We start from the raw sequence: 15,243 nt of genomic DNA, 5'->3' as shown, positions 1-15,243 counted from the left end.
GGTGTGGAACTCCAGGCTCACTGATTTCGGCTCACGCGTCTTCGCTCTCGCTCGTCTGTCCGTTGATCCGCGCCTTCATCACATTCGAAGGCTTGAACACCATCACGCGGCGCGGCTCGATCGGCACTTCCACGCCCGTCTTGGGATTACGCCCGATTCGCTCGCCCTTGTCGCGCACGACGAAGGAACCGAAGGAAGAGAGCTTGACGTTCTCGCCGCGCGCCACCGCGTCGCAGATCTCGTCGAGCACCGCCTCGACGAGCTTGGACGACTCCGTCCGCGAGAGGCCGATCTTCTGATACACCGCCTCGCAGAGGTCCGCCCGCGTAACCGTGTGCCCCGCCATCCACATCCTCCAAGGCGTTATCTCGGCCGGCGGGTCTGCCACCTGCCTTTCGCCATTCCGGACGATGAACGCTAGGCGCAGCCCGCAGCCGGGTCAATGCTCGAACAGGCGCCGAAACGCCGTGACGCTGAAATTCAGCTGAAACCGCGAGAAAATCCGGAAAATATGACAGTTTTCTCGCTGTCGTTGGTCACCACCGGATCAAGGCCGACCCCCAGGTGAAACCGCCGCCCATGGCCTCGATCAGAACGAGCTGCCCGCGGCGGATGCGGCCGTCGCGATGCGCCTCGGACAAAGCCAGCGGGATCGAGGCCGCCGAGGTGTTGCCGTGCCGGTCGACCGTGACGACGACGCGGTCATGGCCGATGCCGAGCTTGTCGGCGGTGGCGTCGATGATGCGCCGATTGGCCTGGTGCGGCACGAACCAGTCGATGTCGGCGCCGCTCAGCCCGGTCTCCGCGAAGGTGTGGCGCACCGTGTCGGCGAGGTTCTGGACCGCGTGGCGGAAGACCTCCTTGCCTTCCATGCGCAGGAAGCCGACCGTCTTGGTCGAGCCCGGCCCGCCATCGACATAGAGCTTGTCCTTGTAGCGGCCGTCGGAGCGGATATGCGTCGCGAGCACGCCGCGATCGGCCAGCGTGCCCTCGCCCGGCTCGGCCCTGAGCACGACCGCCCCCGCCCCGTCGCCGAAGAGCACGCAGGTGGTGCGGTCCTCCCAGTCGAGGATGCGCGAGAAGGTCTCGGCGCCGATCACGAGCGCGGTTTTGGCCGCGCCGGTGCTGAGAAACTTGTCCGCCGTCGCGAGCGCGAAGACGAAGCCGGAGCAAACCGCCTGGAGATCGAAGGCGACCCCGCCGGCAATGCCGAGCGCGGCCTGGATCTGCGTCGCGGTCGCGGGAAAGGTGTGGTCGGGCGTCGCGGTCGCGACGATGATCAGGTCGATCTCGGCCGGCTCCATGCCGGCATCGGCCAGCGCCGCCTGCGCGGCCTTCAGCCCGATGATCGAGGTCGTCTCGTCCTCGGCCGCGACATGGCGCTGACGAATGCCGGTGCGCTGGATGATCCACTCGTCGGTGGTGTCGACGCGCTGGGCGAGTTCGGCATTGGTGACGATGCGCGCGGGCAGATAGGAGCCGCAGCCCGCGATACATGAACGCAAAATCGACAAACCGGTGTCCTCAATGGGCCGCGGCTGACCGTGCCGCGGCCTCCTGCTGGGCGGACGCCTCCTGGCGCGCGGACGCTTCCTGGCGGGCCGATGCCGCGACCATTTCGCGGACCTTGGCCATCAGGTTCTCCCGGGCCATTTCGTAGCCGAGCTCGGTGGCGCTGGCGAAGCCGACGGCGTCGGTGCCGCCATGGCTCTTGATGACGATCCCCTCGAGGCCGAGGAACACGCCGCCATTGACCTTGCGCGGATCCATCTTGTCCTTCAGGGCGGCGAAGGCGCCGCGCGCAAAGAGATAGCCGATCTTGGCCATCAGCGAGCGACCCATCGCAGCCTTCAGATAGGAGCTGATCTGGCGGGCGGTCCCCTCGGCCGTCTTCAGCGCGATGTTTCCGGTGAAGCCTTCGGTGACGACGACATCGACCGTGCCCTTGCCGAGATCGTCGCCCTCGACGAAGCCGTGATAGCTGAGATGCGGCAGGTTCAGCTCGCGCAGGATGCGCCCCGCCTCCTTGACCGCCTCGACGCCCTTGATCTCCTCGACACCGACATTCAGCAGGCCGACCGTCGGGCGGTCGAGATCGAAGATCACGCGGGCCATGGCTGCGCCCATCACGGCGAGATCGACGAGATGGCGGGCATCGGCGCCGATGGTCGCCCCGACATCGAGCACGACGCTCTCGCCGCGCACCGTCGGCCAGAGGCAGGCGATCGCCGGCCGGTCGACCTCGGGCATCGACTTCAGGCAGAATTTCGACATCGCCATCAGCGCGCCGGTGTTGCCGGCCGAGACCGTGACGTCGGCCTCGCCGGTCTTGGTGGCGTCGATGGCGCGCCACATCGAGGATTTGTAGCGGCCGTAGCGCAGCGCCTGGCTCGGCTTGTCGTCCATCTTCACCGAGACCTCGGTGTGGTGGAAGGTGGTGACGGCCTTCAAAGCAGGGTGCTGGTCGAGCAGCGGCAGGACTTCGCCCTCGTCCCCGAAGACGACGAAACGCGCATCGGGCCGACGCTCCAGCGTCAGCGCGGCGCCGGGGATGACGATGGCAGGGCCATGGTCTCCGCCCATCGCATCGAGCGCGATTGTAACCGGTCGTGTCATGGAGTGATGGTTGATCCCAGGAGCGGCCGACCTTCAGTCCGGGGCGGCTCGATGCGGGCGGGACAATAGCGACTTGGGCGCCCGCCGCAAGCTTCCAGAGAGGGGGAACGGGCCGTCAGCTGTCGCGCTTGAGCCGCGCCAGCTTGGCGAACGGCGATTCCGGCGGCTCTTCCGGGGCAGGCTCTGCGAAAACCGCCCCGGGCTTGCGGGGATAGGGATCGAGCGCCAGCGCGAGGAATTCGAGCGTCACGGCGCCGAGATCGATCGCGCCGTCGACGATGGGCTCGGGCGGATCGTCCTCGTTGAGCCGCACCTCGATATCGATCTCGCCCGAGTCGTCGGCGGCGGCGCGCCGGCGCGGCTCGGCCGGTTCCTCGGGCGCGAAATCGAGCTTCAGCGGCACCTCCAGCGTCACCGGAAACGGATCGAGCGTGACCGTGCAGGTCTGGTGGAAGGCGGCCTTGATCGTGCCCTCGAGCTTCACGCGCTCGCCGCTGCGCGACAACATGTAGCGCGCCTCGAGCGATTCGACGGAGGGCAGATCGAGCATGGTCGCGATGCCGGCCTTCTCCTGCGGCTCGGCTTCGAGCGCGAACGGCGTACCGCGCAGCTTGATCGCGTCGACGCGGACGGGCCGGCTCAACGGAAGGGGCGGCAGGGCTTCGGACGTCATCACGCATTCTCCTCCGCCGGCGGCGGAAACGGCTCCGGGTGGTTCAGCACACCGTCGATATCGAGCGTCGCCAGTCGGGCCTGGATGCTGCGGGCATAGGTGGCGAGATAGGCCGCCCCGCCGCGCTCGGCGGTCGCGTTGCGCTGCAGGGCTTCGTCGAGCGCGGATGGCTCGGGCGAAACCAGCGCCGCCTCATAGGCCTGGACGCGGCCATAGAACATCTGGCCGATCTTCTTCATGCGCTTGGGCACGGCGATGTCGCTGACGCCGCCATTGCGGACGCCCAGTTCGAGATAGGCGAAATTGGCATCGACCAAATCCTGCGCCAGGTCATCGGCCGGCGCGGGCAGCTCGCGCAGGCGGCGCAGGACGAGGAAGACATGCAGGGTCAGCGATTCGAAGCGGCCCTCGAAGCTGTCCGGGATGCCGCCCTGGAGATAGAGCGCGGGGCGGCGCGACGCCTCGGCGATGCGGGCGAAGACCGCATCGACCGGCGCCGTCCTGCTCTCGCGCTTGCCGAACCATCCGAACATGACGTTGCGATCCCTGGCCGGCGGCGCGGAAGAGGTCCGTCGCCTTGCCAAAGCCATGCTCGGGCGTTACGCCAACCCTCACCCGTTTGACAAGCGGCCCGGGCCTCGGCCCATTGCCGCAGCGCCACTGGATGCCCTCCGCATGATCGCCGTCTCCCGCCGCACCGCCCTCATCGGCCTCCTCGCGACGACATCCCTGGCGCTGGGCGCCTGCGGCCCCAATGCCGGCGGCTTCAAGCTCGCCACCTCGGCGGGGATGAACGAGGAGTTCAAGCGCGGCTTCGTCGCCGACGACGCGCTGATCGCGCAGATCAAGGTCGGCATGGACGTGCAGCAGGTGCTGTCGATCCTGGGTACGCCGTCGACGACCTCGACGGTCGGGAACCGGACCTTCTACTACATCAGCCAGACCGTACGCCGGCGCTTCCAGTTCCAGGATCTCTCGGTCGTCGACCAGACGGTGCTGGTGGTCTATTTCAACAAGGGCTTCAAGGTCGAGCGCATCGCCAATTACGGCCTGCAGGACGGCGTCATCTTCGACTTCATCAGCCGCACCACCGCGACCGGCGGCGAGGAGCAGAGCTTCCTGCGCAACCTCTTCCGCGGCGTGACCCGCTTCAACCCGCTGGGGGCGTGAGCCTCTTCCACCGGACTTGACGAGACAAAACCCGCGGCCTGCCCCGCAGGTTTTGTTGTTTGGGGCGAACCGGTCGCTGCGTGACAGCCAACCGGTAGACGCAACATGAAAAACCCCGCGGATCGCTCCGCGGGGTCGGTGTCATCACGATGGGCCGCGCGGCTCAGCTATGAGCCAGGATCGCCAGCAACAGCAGCGCGATGATGTTGGTGATCTTGATCGCCGGGTTCACGGCGGGGCCCGCCGTGTCCTTGTAGGGGTCGCCGACGGTATCGCCGGTGACCGAGGCCTTGTGCGCCTCGGAGCCCTTCATGTGGCGCACCCCGTCCTTGTCGACGAAGCCGTCCTCGAAGGACTTCTTGGCGTTGTCCCAGGCGCCGCCGCCCGAGGTCATCGAGATCGCGACGAAGATGCCGGTGACGATGACGCCCATCAGCATGGCGCCGACCGCCGCGAAGGCCTGGTTCTTGCCGGCGATGGCGTTGATCGCGAAGAAGGTCACGATCGGCGCGAGCACCGGGAGCAGCGACGGCACGATCATCTCCTTGATCGCCGCCCGCGTCAGCATGTCGACGGCCCGGCCGTAATCGGGCCGCTCGGTGCCGTCCATGATGCCGGGCTTCTCCTTGAACTGGCGCCGGACCTCCTCGACGACGGAGCCCGCCGCGCGTCCCACCGCCGTCATGCCCATGCCGGCGAAGAGGAAGGGGATCAGGCCGCCGAGCAGCAGGCCGACGACGACGTAAGGGTTGGACAGCGAGAAATCGACGACCACGCCCTTGAAGTACTGGAACGAGGTCGCGCCCGCCTTGTTGGCCTCGGCGACGAAGAAGTTGAGGTCCGAGGTGTAAGCCGCGAAGAGCACCAGCGCGCCGAGGCCGGCCGAGCCGATCGCATAGCCCTTGGTGATCGCCTTGGTGGTATTGCCGACGGCGTCGAGCGCGTCGGTGGAGTGGCGGACCTCCTTGGGCAGGCCGGCCATCTCGGCGATGCCGCCGGCATTGTCGGTGACCGGGCCGAAGGCGTCGAGCGCCACGACGACGCCCGCCAGCGCCAGCATGGCGGTGGTGGCGATGGCGATGCCGAAAAGGCCGGCGAGGCCATAGGCGACGATGATGCCGGCGATGATCACGATCGTCGGCAGCGCGGTCGATTCCAGAGAGACCGCGAGGCCCTGGATGACGTTGGTGCCGTGTCCGGTGACCGAGGCCTGGGCGATCGAGACGACCGGGCGCTTGCCGGTGCCGGTGTAGTATTCGGTGATCACGACGATCAGCAGCGTCACGGCGAGGCCGACCAGCGCGCAGGCGAAGAGCCCGCCCGAGGTGAAGGTGACGCCCTGGACCGTGGTGAAGGAGGCCGAGAAGCCGCCGAACATCCACTGGTTGACGGCCGCAATCGCGCCGATCGATAGCACGCCGGTGGCGATGAAGCCCTTGTAGAGCGCGCCCATGATCGACTGGTTGGCGCCGAGCTTGACGAAGAAGGTGCCGATGATCGAGGTCACGATGCAGGCTGCGCCGATCGCCATCGGGTAGAGCATCATCGCGCCGAGCGAGGCCTGCCCTGCGAAGAAGATCGCCGCCAGAACCATCGTGGCGACCAGCGTCACCGCATAGGTCTCGAACAGGTCGGCCGCCATGCCGGCGCAGTCACCGACATTGTCGCCGACATTGTCGGCGATGGTGGCCGGGTTGCGCGGATCGTCCTCGGGAATGCCGGCCTCGACCTTGCCGACGAGATCGGCGCCGACATCGGCGCCCTTGGTGAAGATGCCGCCGCCGAGACGGGCGAAGATCGAGATCAGCGAGGCGCCAAGCCCGAGCGCCACGAGCGAATCGATGACGACGCGGCTCGAGGGCGAGAAGCCGAGCATCGAGGTCAGGACGCCGTAATAGACGGCGACGCCGAGCAGGGCGAGGCCGGCGACCAGCAGACCGGTGACGGCGCCGGCCTTGAAGGCGACGTCGAGCCCCTCGCCGAGGGACTGCATCGCCGCCTGCGCGGTGCGGACATTCGCGCGCACCGAGACGTTCATGCCGATGAAGCCGGCCGCGCCTGAGAGCACGGCGCCGATCAGGAAGCCGATCGCCACCCACTGGCCGAGCAGATAGGCGAGCGCGACGAAGAGCACGACACCGACCATGCCGATGGTGATGTATTGCCGCTTCAGATAGGCCTGAGCCCCCTCTGCAACCGCCGCCGCGATCTCCTGCATGCGCTGGTTGCCGGCATCGCGCTTCATGACGTCGGCATAGGCCCAGACGCCATAGGCGATCGATAATGCACTTAAGACGATGATGATGAGCAGGGCTGACATTCGGTTTCCTGACCTTGAGCTTCCGACCGAGCGGGAGCGCTGTCGCTCCTCTTTTGCCGCTTTGGACGCCAGGCTCAGGAAAATCGCGCCGAAAGACTTGTCGGCTCGCTTCGCGTCGCCAGTGTCGGGCGAATTTGTGGCAAGTTTCGCAAGGAAGCGCAAACGCGATGACGATGAGACGCGCGATCGATCTGCCGGCCGTGGCGAGCTCGAGCACATTGTGCTAGCTTGTGTACATGTCGCGGAGGGAGCCATCATGACCAGCGTGACCATGACCATCCGCCTGAGCCAGGACACCAAGGACGCGCTCGGTCGTATCGCGGCCGCGACGCGCCGGACGAATTCCTATCTCGCGGCCGAGGCGATCGAGGCCTATGTCGCGCAGCAGATGGCCATCGTCGAGGGAATCCAGGCCGGTCTCGACGATCTGAAGGCTGGACAAACGGCGCCGCATGACACCGCGATGGCCCGCCTGGAAGCGACCATCGTCGCCGCAGAGCGCGCGAAGGGATGAGCCGGCGGGTCGAATGGTCAGTGAGCGCGCTCGACGATCTCGATCAATCGGTCGCCTACATCGCTCGCGACAGTCCAGCCGCCGCGCGGGAGGTTGCCGCCACGATCGGACGCAGCGCTCTCGCCCTCGCTCTTCGGCCGACCGGTCGGCCTGGTCGCGTTCCCGGCACCTATGAGAAAAGCGTCAGTGGGCTGCCTTACGTCATCGCCTATGCGGTCCCCGACGAGGCGCGCCTCGTCGTTCTGCGGGTGATCCACACCGCTCGGGACTGGCCAAGCGGCGCCTGGCCCAAAGCCTGATATTCACGGTGGGCGTTCGCCTCAGAGCGCCACGTCGCGATTGACATTCTTGTAGAGCAGGTAGCAGGCCTGCTCGAAACCGGTCGGATAGAATTGCTGGGGGCAATAGCCGCCCATCCAGATGAAATCCTGTGCCCAGATCTCGTGCCAGTCCTGCCCGAGGAAATAGAGCCCCTGCCCTACCAGCATGTAGAGCCCATGCTCCATCACATGGGTCTCGACATCAGGAAAACAGGTTCCCGGCTTGAACCACATCAGGTTCATCTCGAAATCGAAGCGCAGATCGCCATAGGGCAGCAGGAACTGGAAACCGCGCCCCTCCATGCCGGTGTGGTTCGTGACCGGGATCGCATCCTGATGGGAGAGGATCGGCTCCGGTACGGCCAGCCCCGGCGCGGGCTCGTAGCGCTTGCGCAGCGCGAGCACGCGAACGGGCGCAGCGCTCTCGTTGCGCAGGCTGAACGCCGTGCCCGGCGGCAGATAGGCGAAGCTGCCCTTCCCGAACGCGACGGGTGTGCCGCCCGCCACAGCAAAGGCGGCCTCGCCCGACAGCCCGTAGTAGAAATGCTGAATACCGTCCTCAGCGAAGGGCGCGCGTGTGCCACCCCCCGGCTCGATTTCGAAGACATATTGCGCGAAGACCGCCCCCAGCACGGGCGCGGCGAGAATGCGCACGACCGTTTTTTCAAGATGCGGCAGACGGCTGATGAGGACGCCCTCCGGCGGCATGAAGGCGTAGTTGCGCGCGACCACGCCGCGGTTGTGACCGATCGCCCCGACGGGAGGCCTGCCGGAGACCTGGGGCATCTGGTGGGGGCGCATGGCGGGATCTCCTCTCGGCAGGGCGCCGCAGCGAGGTTCAGGCCGGGACAGCCGGCTTCGACAGAGCCTGCCAGAGCACCATCGCCATCGCCACCGCCACTGGCGGGAAGACCAGCCAATTGACGCTCTCCCAGCCGCCGGCATGCAGCAGCCCGCCCGAGGAGAAGGAGGCGATCGCGACCGAGCCGAAGACCAGGAAGTCGTTGGCGGCCTGGACCTTCACCCGCTCCTCCGGCCGGTAGCAGTCGGTGACGAGCGCGGTGGCGCCGATGAAGCCGAAATTCCAGCCGACCCCGAGCACGATGAGTGCGATCCAGAAATGCGCGACGCTGAGGCCCGTGAGCCCGATCACGGCGGCGAGCGCGGTGAGCAGCAGCCCGGCGATCGTGACCTGGGCCTTGCCGAAGCGCGTAATCAGCCGCCCCGTGAAGAAGCTCGGCCCGAACATCGACAGCACATGCCACTGGATGCCGAGCGCAGCATCGCCGACCGAATGGCCGCAACCGACCATGGCCAGCGGCGCGGCCGTCATGACGAAGCTCATCAACCCATAGGTCACGAGCGCCGCCGTCACCGAGGCGATGAATTTCGGCTGCCGCATGATCTCGCCGAGCGGACGCCCGCCGCTCATCTTCGCCTGCGCCACCGGTGGCGCCCGCAATTGCAGGATGACCAGCATGGCGATCAGCGCGAGGCAGCCCTGGGCCAGGAAGCTGGCGGCGAAGGGCGCGGCCGGCGTGAGGTCGCGCGTCCAGTAGACCGATTGCGGGCCGATCACGCCGGCCGCGATGCCGCCGATCATGACCCAGGAAATCGCGCGCGGCCGGAAGCTCTCGGTCGCGGCGTCGGCGGCGGCGAAGCGGTAGCTCTGGACGAAGGCGCCGTAGAGCCCGCAGGCGAAGGTGCCCAGGCAGAACAGCCAGAACAGCCGCGTGCTGGCACCGGCCGCCGCGGTCGCGGCCGCGCTCGCCCCGATCAGCGCGCCCAGCAGATAGCCGTTGCGGCGCCCATGACGGCGCATCAGCATGGCAGCGGGAATGACGCCGACGGCGATGCCGAGCTGCATCAGGCTCACCGGCACGGTCGCGAAGTGCTGGTCGGCGACGAGCTGCGAGCCGACGATGCCGCCGAGCGAGATCACGATCGAGGGGCTGGCGCCGCCGAGCGCCTGAGCGCAGGCCAGCACGACGGAGTTGCGCTTGGCGAGCGCGTCGGCGTCAGCGACCGGAACATGCTGGTTCATGGTTTTGCCGTCCCTGCGAAGACGGCCCGGGGCCGTCTTCAGAAATGAGCGAAGGAGCCGGCCGCGAAGCTGCGCGCCCTGCCCCTCTCGCGATACTCGATGGACCCGGCCGCCCCGGTCACCACGCCGATCGTCGTCAGCGCGATGCCGGCGGCCGCAGCCGCCTCGGCCATAGCAGGAAATTCCCCCTGTGGGACCGCGCAGAGAATTTCGTAGTCGTCTCCGCCGGTCCAGGCCAGTTCCGCCAGCGCAGGATCGGCCATGATCGCAGCGCGCGCCGCCTCCGACAGCGGGACGGTGTCGAGATCGACCTCGGCGCCGGCGCCGGACGCCTTCAACAGCTTGACGAGGTCGCCGACCAGCCCGTCGGACACATCCATCGCCGCCGAGGCATGGGCCTGCAGCGCGGCGGCGAGCCCCAGGCGCGGCTGCGGATGGAGATAGCGATCGGCGAGGAACCCGCGATCGGAGGATGAGAGCCTCTCCACCCAAGCCGGGGCGCCGGGGCCATGGGCCTTCAGCCCGAGCGCACCGTCGCCGATGGTCCCCGACACGGCGAGCACGTCGCCGCGCTTCGCGCCGGAGCGCAGCACCATGCGTCCGGCCGGGACGCTGCCGAACGCCGTGATCGTGAGTGTCAGCGGGCCAGGCGTGGAGACGGTGTCGCCGCCGATCAGCGGACAGGCGCCCTCGTCGGCGGCCTGCTTCAGCCCGGCGGCGAAAGCGGCGAGCCAGCCTTCGGTCCAGCCCTTCGGCAAGGCGAGCGCCAGCACGAAGCCGTCGGGCTTTGCGCCCTTGGCGGCGAGATCGGAGAGATTCACCGCGAGCGCCTTGCGGGCGATCGAGCCCGGCGGATCATCGGGAAAGAAATGCACGCCGGCGACCAGCGCATCGGCGGTGACGACGATTTCGTAGCCCCGCGCCGGCCGCAGCAGCCCGGCATCGTCGATGAGCCCGAGCCCGCCGGGCCCGGCAATGGGCGCGAAGTGACGCGCGATCAGCTCGAATTCGCCGGGGCGTTCCAGAACGCTACTCCGCCGCTTCCGGAGGAGCGAAATGCAGCCGGCCACCTGCCACGGTCTTTCGCACGTCGAGCAGTTCGATACCGACCACACCGCCCCCCTCTGCGAAATCGATCACGATGCCAGGGGCGACCTCTTCCGTCCGCGCGATCTGCCCCTCGCCGACGCGCAGATAAGCTGCATCGGCCTCAGGATCGTAAGTGCTGGCGATATCGCGCCTCATGGCGTGCGGCGTCCACGGTTGCGATCGGGGTGACCGTGATCACACGGATCACGTCGGTGTCGACAACATAGACGATCCGCAGCATGCGGTCACCAAATTCGGGAACGCGGCCCCAGCACCGGCGCCGGCCATCATCGGCGGGGTCAGGTTCGTCGATCAGGGGATGATCGAGGATCGCCTCGATTCACTTCGTCGGAATGCGGCGTTCGCGAAGCCGTCCGCTTGTATGGATCGTGTAGACGATGCCTTTCCCCGCTCTCACCATCTCACGCCGCAGGCGCGTCGAACTCGTCGGAGCGGAATTCGCGGGCAAGCTTGTCGAGCACGGCGTTGACCATGCCGATCTCCTCGCCCTCGTAGAAGGCGCGGGCGACGGCGACATATTCCGAGATCACGGCGCGGGCCGGCACGTCCTTGCGGAAGGCCAGTTCGTAGGCGCCGGCGCGGAAGATGGCTCGGACCACGGCCTCGATGCGCTTCAGCGGCCAGCCCGAAGCCAGGGCCTCGTCGACCGAGCGGTCGACCAGGCGCTGTTCGCGCACGACGCCGCCGAGCAGGTCGCGGAAGAAGGCGATTTCGGCCTTGGGCAGCTCGATGTCCTCGACTTGCTTGCCGATCCAGAAGGCCTCGAACTCGGCCATGGCCTCGACCACGCCGCGCCCGCCGATCTCCATCTCGTAGAGCGCCTGCACGACCGAGAGCCGGGCGCCGCGGCGCATCTCGGCCCGGTTGGATTCCGGCCGGCCCGTTTCGGACCGGCTCATGTCGACTGCTCCCCGAGCGAGCGCTTGTAGCGCAGGACCGACAGCGCCGCTTCGGCCGCACCACCGCCCTTGTCCATCTCCGAACGGTTGGCTCGGGCCCAGGCCTGCGCCTCGTTCTCGACAGTCAGGATACCGTTGCCGAGCGGCAGCGCGAAAGCGACCGAGAGGTCCATCAGCGCGCGCGAGCTCTCGCCGGCGACGATGTCGTAATGGCCGGTCTCGCCGCGGATCACGGTGCCGAGCGCGACCACCGCCTCATAGGGGTCGACCGCCTCGTCGGCGGCACGCAGGCCGATGACGATGGCGGAGGGGATTTCGAGCGCACCGGGCACGGTGACGACATCGACGCGGCAGCCCGCCTCGTCGAGCACGGCGCGTGCGCCTGCCAGAAGCTCGTCGGCCAGCGTGTCGTAGAAGCGCGCCTCGACCACGAGAACGCGCGCGCCGTCGAGATCGACGGCAGAAGTTGCGGCCGGTGCGGCCGAGGATTGCCGGGGTCCGGCCATGGTTCTTGTCCTATTCGAAAGAATGAGGCCGCTGGTTAGACCTCCGCACGCGCCTCCGCAAGCCGCGCGGCATAGCGCGCCATTAGATCGACCTCGACATGGATGGGATCGCCCGCCTTCCGCTGCCCCCAGGTGGTGACCGCGAAGGAGTGCGGGATCAGCAGCACGGTGAAGACGTCGTCCGCGACCGTGTTGACGGTCAGCGAGGTGCCGTCGAGGCAGATCGAGCCCTTGGCGGCGATGAAGCGCGCCAGCCCCTGCGGCGCGCGGATGTGGAAGCGCGCGGTCGCGCCCCAGGGCTCGTCGGGATCGGGCGCGATCGGTTCGATCGTCAGGATCTGGCCGACACCGTCGACATGGCCGGTGACGAGGTGGCCGCCGAGCTCGTCGCCGACCTTCAGCGAGCGCTCGAGGTTGATCGCGCTGCCGACCTCCCATTCGCCGACCAGCGTCTTGGCGAGGGTCTCGGCCGCGGCCTCGACCTGGAAGACGCAGCCGGGCTCGCCATCCGTCCGCGGCCGCAGGGCGGTCACCGTCAGGCAGACGCCGGCGCAGGCGATCGAGGCGCCGATCTCGATGCCGGCAGCCTCATAGGGGCAGGCGATGGCGAGCCGCTTCAGGCTCGGGCCCTTGCGCTCGCTCTCCACGACGGTGCCGATGGCGGTGACGATGCCGGTGAACATCAGCCTGTCCTCACGAAATGCTCGAAACGGTCGTGGCCGATCAGGCCCGTCTCCGCAAGGCGGTAGAGATCGGGGTCGGCCAGCGCCGCCGCAAGGCCCGGCCGCACGGCGACGACGCCGGGCTGGCCGAGTGCGTTCGGCGACGTGGAGATCACGACCTCGTCGAGCAGCCGGGCGCTCGCGAGCGTCTCCGCCACGGTCGGGCCCCCTTCCGAAAAGACGCGGGTGATGCCGCGCGTGCCCAATAGGGTCAGCGCCTCGGCAAGATCGAGATGCCCCTGCGCATCGGCAGAGACGCGCATGACCTCGACGCCGGCGGCGACCAGCACCCTCTCGCGCTCGATGGGGGCCGTTTCGGACGCCAGGACCCAGAGCGGCACCTCATGGGCCGTCCGCACCAGTTGCGAAGCCACGGGCAGCCGCAACTGCGAATCCAGCACAACCCGCACCGGCGAGCGCGCCGCCATCCCCGGCAGGCGCACGGTCAGGAGTGGATCATCGGCCAGCACAGAGCCGATGCCGAGCATGATGGCGTCGTGATGGGCGCGCTGGAGATGGACCCAGCCATTGGCCTCAGGGCAAGAGACGGCAAGCCGCGCCCCGCCCGGCCCGCCGGCATAGCCATCCGCCGTACGGGCGATCTTGAAGGTCACCATCGGCCGGCCCTGCGTCACGCGCAGGACATGCCCGCGATGGGCCTGCTGTGCCTCAGCCTCCAGCACGCCCGTCGTCACTGCGATGCCCGCCGTCCGCAGCAAAGCGAAGCCCAGGCCCTGGAAGCGCGGGTTGGGATCGGCCATCGCCGCGACGACACGGCGCACGCCGGCGAGGATGGTGCGCTCGACGCAAGGGGTGGCGGCGCGAATGGTGCGGTGCGAGCAGGGCTCGAGCGTGACGTAGAGCGTGCCGCCGGCCGCGGCATTCGGCCCCGCCCGGTCGAAGGCATTGGCCTCGCCATGGGGGCGCCCGCCGGGCTGGGTGTGGCCGCGCGCGACGATCACCGGCCCGTCCGCGGTGTCCTGTGTCACCAGCGCGCCGACGCAGGGGTTCGGCCAGGTCGTGCCCTGGCCGCGCGCGCCGAACGCCAGCGCCTGTCGCATGAAGTCGCGGTCGATGGCGGCGCGGTCCGCGGTGGCCTCAACCATCGGCCCGGGGCGGCTGCGGGGCGGCCTCGCCCGCCTCCTCGTCGCTGCTGAGCTGGCCGAGGATCGCCTCGAAATCACGGGCCTCGCGGAAATTCTTGTAGACCGAGGCGAAGCGGACATAGGCGACGTCGTCGAGCGCCTTCAGCCCCTCCATGACCAGCTCGCCGATGGCGGAGCTGGCGATCTCGCCCTCCCCCGAGCTTTCGAGCTGGCGGACGATGCCGTTGACCATACGCTCGATGCGCTCCGGCGCGACGGCGCGCTTGCGCAGCGCCACCTCGATCGAGGTCTGCAGCTTGTCGCGGTCGAAGACCGTGCGCCGTCCCGAGCGCTTGACCACGGTCAGCTCGCGCAACTGCACCCGCTCGAAGGTGGTGAAGCGGCCGCCGCAATCGGGGCAGACGCGGCGGCGGCGGATGGCGGCGGAATCGTCGGTCGGGCGTGAATCCTTCACCTGCGTGTCGAGGGAGCCGCAATAGGGACAGCGCATCGTGGGCTCAGGGTTGCGCAGCGGAGGCGACGGCCTCCGTGCTCAGGGCTGCGGCGAGATTGGCGCTGGACCAGGACGGCCAGCCCGTTCCCGCAAAGTCGCGGTCATGCGACCAGATGTCGGCGTCGTAAGTCCAGGCCAGCGCGAGAATGTGGGCGTCCTTTGCGCTGCCGTTCCGCGAGGCGGGGGCTTGACGAAGCGCTACGGCCGCTTCCGGTATCAGCGCGTCGTAAAGACGCGGCGACGGCGCTTCCAGCAATGCGATCAGAGCCTGGGCATCGGCTGGGGCGTGAGGAAAACGTTCGCTGTTATGCGCGATCACGGCCATAGCCTCGGCAACCGCCTCGGTCGACAGGAGCAGACGTCGGTGCACGCTCGCCAGAACCCAAGACGGTCGCCGGCGCGAACTCAGAATTGTAGAGACAAGAATGTTCGTATCGACGACCAGAGCCGCAGACGGGCTTCGCCCGTGCATCACCGCTCCCGCTCTTCGAGAAAACGCTCGAGCCACTGCTTCGAGTCCTCAGGCAACGCATTGTAGTGCTCCTCGATACGGTCGAGCACAGCCTTCATGCGTTCGGGATCGGGCCGGTGGAGCGGCATGAGCATACCGACCGTCTCGTCACCGCTGGTGATCGGAACGGCATGCGGGAGAGACTTGATCGCCGCGGCCGACATCTTCTGCAAATCGCGCATCGTCACGGCGGCCTTGCCCATATCGACCTCCATTGCCCGATCCGTATGTAAACCCGT

20 protein-coding genes are annotated in these 15,243 nt (G+C 68.0%); 3 read left to right on the top strand and 17 right to left on the bottom strand.

Annotated elements, in window-relative coordinates:
- Positions 1-31 precede the first annotated feature (31 nt).
- From ACFPN9_RS19755 to ACFPN9_RS19735, 5 genes are all read right to left on the bottom strand, one after another.
- On the bottom strand, positions 32-346 hold the full coding sequence (locus tag ACFPN9_RS19755) for an integration host factor subunit alpha (RefSeq protein ID WP_066735618.1): 315 nt from the start codon (positions 344-346) through the stop codon (positions 32-34).
- 190 nt (positions 347-536) lie between these two features.
- Positions 537-1,514, bottom strand: a complete 978-nt coding sequence (locus ACFPN9_RS19750) for a beta-ketoacyl-ACP synthase III (RefSeq protein ID WP_066735616.1) — start codon at positions 1,512-1,514, stop codon at positions 537-539.
- A gap of 10 nt (positions 1,515-1,524) precedes the next feature.
- Positions 1,525-2,616 carry a phosphate acyltransferase PlsX gene (gene plsX / locus ACFPN9_RS19745; RefSeq protein WP_082733218.1) on the bottom strand — a complete coding sequence of 364 codons (1,092 nt, stop codon included), beginning with the start codon at positions 2,614-2,616 and terminating at the stop codon, positions 1,525-1,527.
- Between the two features lie 115 nt (positions 2,617-2,731).
- The gene (locus ACFPN9_RS19740; protein WP_066735610.1) at positions 2,732-3,289 is read right to left on the bottom strand and encodes a YceD family protein; all 558 of its coding nucleotides are present in this window, start codon (positions 3,287-3,289) and stop codon (positions 2,732-2,734) included.
- The gene (locus tag ACFPN9_RS19735; RefSeq protein ID WP_066735609.1) at positions 3,289-3,822 is read right to left on the bottom strand and encodes a ubiquinol-cytochrome C chaperone family protein; all 534 of its coding nucleotides are present in this window, start codon (positions 3,820-3,822) and stop codon (positions 3,289-3,291) included. Before ACFPN9_RS19735 ends, ACFPN9_RS19740 begins: the two co-directional genes overlap by 1 nt.
- Positions 3,823-3,964: 142 nt before the next feature.
- On the opposite strand from ACFPN9_RS19735, the gene ACFPN9_RS19730 reads away from it, so the two are divergent.
- Positions 3,965-4,459, top strand: a complete 495-nt coding sequence (locus tag ACFPN9_RS19730; RefSeq protein ID WP_245282482.1) for an outer membrane protein assembly factor BamE — start codon at positions 3,965-3,967, stop codon at positions 4,457-4,459.
- 163 nt (positions 4,460-4,622) lie between these two features.
- Here ACFPN9_RS19730 and ACFPN9_RS19725 read toward each other — a convergent pair whose 3' ends face one another.
- Positions 4,623-6,779: a sodium-translocating pyrophosphatase gene (locus tag ACFPN9_RS19725; protein WP_377817456.1), complete on the bottom strand. Its 2,157-nt coding sequence runs from the start codon at positions 6,777-6,779 to the stop codon at positions 4,623-4,625.
- Between ACFPN9_RS19725 and ACFPN9_RS19720 the strand changes: the two genes are divergently transcribed.
- Together ACFPN9_RS19720 and ACFPN9_RS19715 are read left to right on the top strand one after the other, a co-directional pair.
- The gene (locus ACFPN9_RS19720) at positions 6,763-7,293 is read left to right on the top strand and encodes a CopG family ribbon-helix-helix protein (protein ID WP_377817455.1); all 531 of its coding nucleotides are present in this window, start codon (positions 6,763-6,765) and stop codon (positions 7,291-7,293) included. The genes ACFPN9_RS19725 and ACFPN9_RS19720 overlap by 17 nt on opposite strands.
- Positions 7,290-7,592: a type II toxin-antitoxin system RelE/ParE family toxin gene (locus ACFPN9_RS19715; RefSeq protein ID WP_066721437.1), complete on the top strand. Its 303-nt coding sequence runs from the start codon at positions 7,290-7,292 to the stop codon at positions 7,590-7,592. The genes ACFPN9_RS19720 and ACFPN9_RS19715 overlap by 4 nt, the downstream gene beginning before the upstream one ends.
- Before the next feature lie 21 nt (positions 7,593-7,613).
- Here the strand turns inward: ACFPN9_RS19715 and allE are convergent, their stop codons facing one another.
- The 11 genes from allE to ACFPN9_RS19660 form a co-directional block, all read right to left on the bottom strand.
- Positions 7,614-8,414 (bottom strand): (S)-ureidoglycine aminohydrolase, encoded by an 801-nt coding sequence (allE, locus tag ACFPN9_RS19710; RefSeq protein ID WP_066721439.1) that lies wholly within the window; start codon positions 8,412-8,414, stop codon positions 7,614-7,616.
- A 37-nt stretch (positions 8,415-8,451) separates the two neighbouring features.
- Positions 8,452-9,657, bottom strand: coding sequence for an MFS transporter (locus ACFPN9_RS19705; protein ID WP_066721440.1), 1,206 nt, complete (start codon positions 9,655-9,657; stop codon positions 8,452-8,454).
- Positions 9,658-9,695: 38 nt separating this feature from the next.
- Positions 9,696-10,727, bottom strand: a complete 1,032-nt coding sequence (thiL, locus tag ACFPN9_RS19700) for a thiamine-phosphate kinase (protein WP_245289504.1) — start codon at positions 10,725-10,727, stop codon at positions 9,696-9,698.
- A complete protein-coding gene (locus ACFPN9_RS19695) occupies positions 10,687-10,902 on the bottom strand; it encodes a DUF2283 domain-containing protein (protein WP_066721442.1) in 216 nt (71 codons plus the stop codon). Before ACFPN9_RS19695 ends, thiL begins: the two co-directional genes overlap by 41 nt.
- A 266-nt stretch (positions 10,903-11,168) precedes the next feature.
- A complete protein-coding gene (nusB, locus tag ACFPN9_RS19690; protein WP_197426633.1) occupies positions 11,169-11,666 on the bottom strand; it encodes a transcription antitermination factor NusB in 498 nt (165 codons plus the stop codon).
- Complete coding sequence (gene ribH, locus ACFPN9_RS19685) at positions 11,663-12,172, bottom strand: 6,7-dimethyl-8-ribityllumazine synthase (protein ID WP_066721444.1); 510 nt, start codon at positions 12,170-12,172, stop codon at positions 11,663-11,665. The genes nusB and ribH overlap by 4 nt, the downstream gene beginning before the upstream one ends.
- Before the next feature lie 35 nt (positions 12,173-12,207).
- A complete protein-coding gene (locus tag ACFPN9_RS19680; RefSeq protein ID WP_066721445.1) occupies positions 12,208-12,855 on the bottom strand; it encodes a riboflavin synthase in 648 nt (215 codons plus the stop codon).
- Entirely contained in the window at positions 12,855-14,000 is a 1,146-nt protein-coding gene (ribD, locus tag ACFPN9_RS19675) for a bifunctional diaminohydroxyphosphoribosylaminopyrimidine deaminase/5-amino-6-(5-phosphoribosylamino)uracil reductase RibD (protein ID WP_066721447.1), read from the bottom strand. The genes ACFPN9_RS19680 and ribD overlap by 1 nt, the downstream gene beginning before the upstream one ends.
- Positions 13,993-14,490 carry a transcriptional regulator NrdR gene (nrdR, locus tag ACFPN9_RS19670; RefSeq protein ID WP_066721449.1) on the bottom strand — a complete coding sequence of 166 codons (498 nt, stop codon included), beginning with the start codon at positions 14,488-14,490 and terminating at the stop codon, positions 13,993-13,995. The genes ribD and nrdR overlap by 8 nt, the downstream gene beginning before the upstream one ends.
- 7 nt (positions 14,491-14,497) lie before the next feature.
- A complete protein-coding gene (locus ACFPN9_RS19665) occupies positions 14,498-14,965 on the bottom strand; it encodes a PIN domain-containing protein (RefSeq protein ID WP_068077810.1) in 468 nt (155 codons plus the stop codon).
- Positions 14,965-15,219 carry a hypothetical protein gene (locus tag ACFPN9_RS19660; protein WP_066721453.1) on the bottom strand — a complete coding sequence of 85 codons (255 nt, stop codon included), beginning with the start codon at positions 15,217-15,219 and terminating at the stop codon, positions 14,965-14,967. The genes ACFPN9_RS19665 and ACFPN9_RS19660 overlap by 1 nt, the downstream gene beginning before the upstream one ends.
- Positions 15,220-15,243 lie beyond the last annotated feature (24 nt).

Source organism: Allobosea massiliensis (genome assembly GCF_042655245.1).
GTDB classification, from domain to species: domain Bacteria; phylum Pseudomonadota; class Alphaproteobacteria; order Rhizobiales; family Beijerinckiaceae; genus Allobosea; species Allobosea massiliensis.
The sequence above is the reverse complement of the archived record's forward strand: the minus strand, read 5'-3'. Positions and strand labels throughout refer to the sequence as shown.

What these genes read in the sequence shown, in the direction of transcription:
- ACFPN9_RS19720 (WP_377817455.1), top strand. Translation starts at nt 6,763, where the DNA reads ATGAGCAGGGCTGACATTCGGTTTCCTGACCTTGAGCTTCCGACCGAG.
- ACFPN9_RS19715 (WP_066721437.1), top strand. Translation starts at nt 7,290, where the DNA reads ATGAGCCGGCGGGTCGAATGGTCAGTGAGCGCGCTCGACGATCTCGAT.
- plsX (WP_082733218.1), bottom strand. Translation starts at nt 2,616, where the DNA reads ATGACACGACCGGTTACAATCGCGCTCGATGCGATGGGCGGAGACCAT.
- nusB (WP_197426633.1), bottom strand. Translation starts at nt 11,666, where the DNA reads ATGAGCCGGTCCGAAACGGGCCGGCCGGAATCCAACCGGGCCGAGATG.
- ribH (WP_066721444.1), bottom strand. Translation starts at nt 12,172, where the DNA reads ATGGCCGGACCCCGGCAATCCTCGGCCGCACCGGCCGCAACTTCTGCC.
- ACFPN9_RS19735 (WP_066735609.1), bottom strand. Translation starts at nt 3,822, where the DNA reads ATGTTCGGATGGTTCGGCAAGCGCGAGAGCAGGACGGCGCCGGTCGAT.
- ACFPN9_RS19695 (WP_066721442.1), bottom strand. Translation starts at nt 10,902, where the DNA reads ATGAGGCGCGATATCGCCAGCACTTACGATCCTGAGGCCGATGCAGCT.
- ACFPN9_RS19665 (WP_068077810.1), bottom strand. Translation starts at nt 14,965, where the DNA reads ATGCACGGGCGAAGCCCGTCTGCGGCTCTGGTCGTCGATACGAACATT.
- ACFPN9_RS19725 (WP_377817456.1), bottom strand. Translation starts at nt 6,779, where the DNA reads ATGTCAGCCCTGCTCATCATCATCGTCTTAAGTGCATTATCGATCGCC.
- ACFPN9_RS19740 (WP_066735610.1), bottom strand. Translation starts at nt 3,289, where the DNA reads ATGACGTCCGAAGCCCTGCCGCCCCTTCCGTTGAGCCGGCCCGTCCGC.
- ACFPN9_RS19730 (WP_245282482.1), top strand. Translation starts at nt 3,965, where the DNA reads ATGATCGCCGTCTCCCGCCGCACCGCCCTCATCGGCCTCCTCGCGACG.
- ACFPN9_RS19680 (WP_066721445.1), bottom strand. Translation starts at nt 12,855, where the DNA reads ATGTTCACCGGCATCGTCACCGCCATCGGCACCGTCGTGGAGAGCGAG.
- ACFPN9_RS19755 (WP_066735618.1), bottom strand. Translation starts at nt 346, where the DNA reads ATGGCGGGGCACACGGTTACGCGGGCGGACCTCTGCGAGGCGGTGTAT.
- ribD (WP_066721447.1), bottom strand. Translation starts at nt 14,000, where the DNA reads ATGGTTGAGGCCACCGCGGACCGCGCCGCCATCGACCGCGACTTCATG.
- ACFPN9_RS19660 (WP_066721453.1), bottom strand. Translation starts at nt 15,219, where the DNA reads ATGGAGGTCGATATGGGCAAGGCCGCCGTGACGATGCGCGATTTGCAG.
- allE (WP_066721439.1), bottom strand. Translation starts at nt 8,414, where the DNA reads ATGCGCCCCCACCAGATGCCCCAGGTCTCCGGCAGGCCTCCCGTCGGG.
- nrdR (WP_066721449.1), bottom strand. Translation starts at nt 14,490, where the DNA reads ATGCGCTGTCCCTATTGCGGCTCCCTCGACACGCAGGTGAAGGATTCA.
- ACFPN9_RS19705 (WP_066721440.1), bottom strand. Translation starts at nt 9,657, where the DNA reads ATGAACCAGCATGTTCCGGTCGCTGACGCCGACGCGCTCGCCAAGCGC.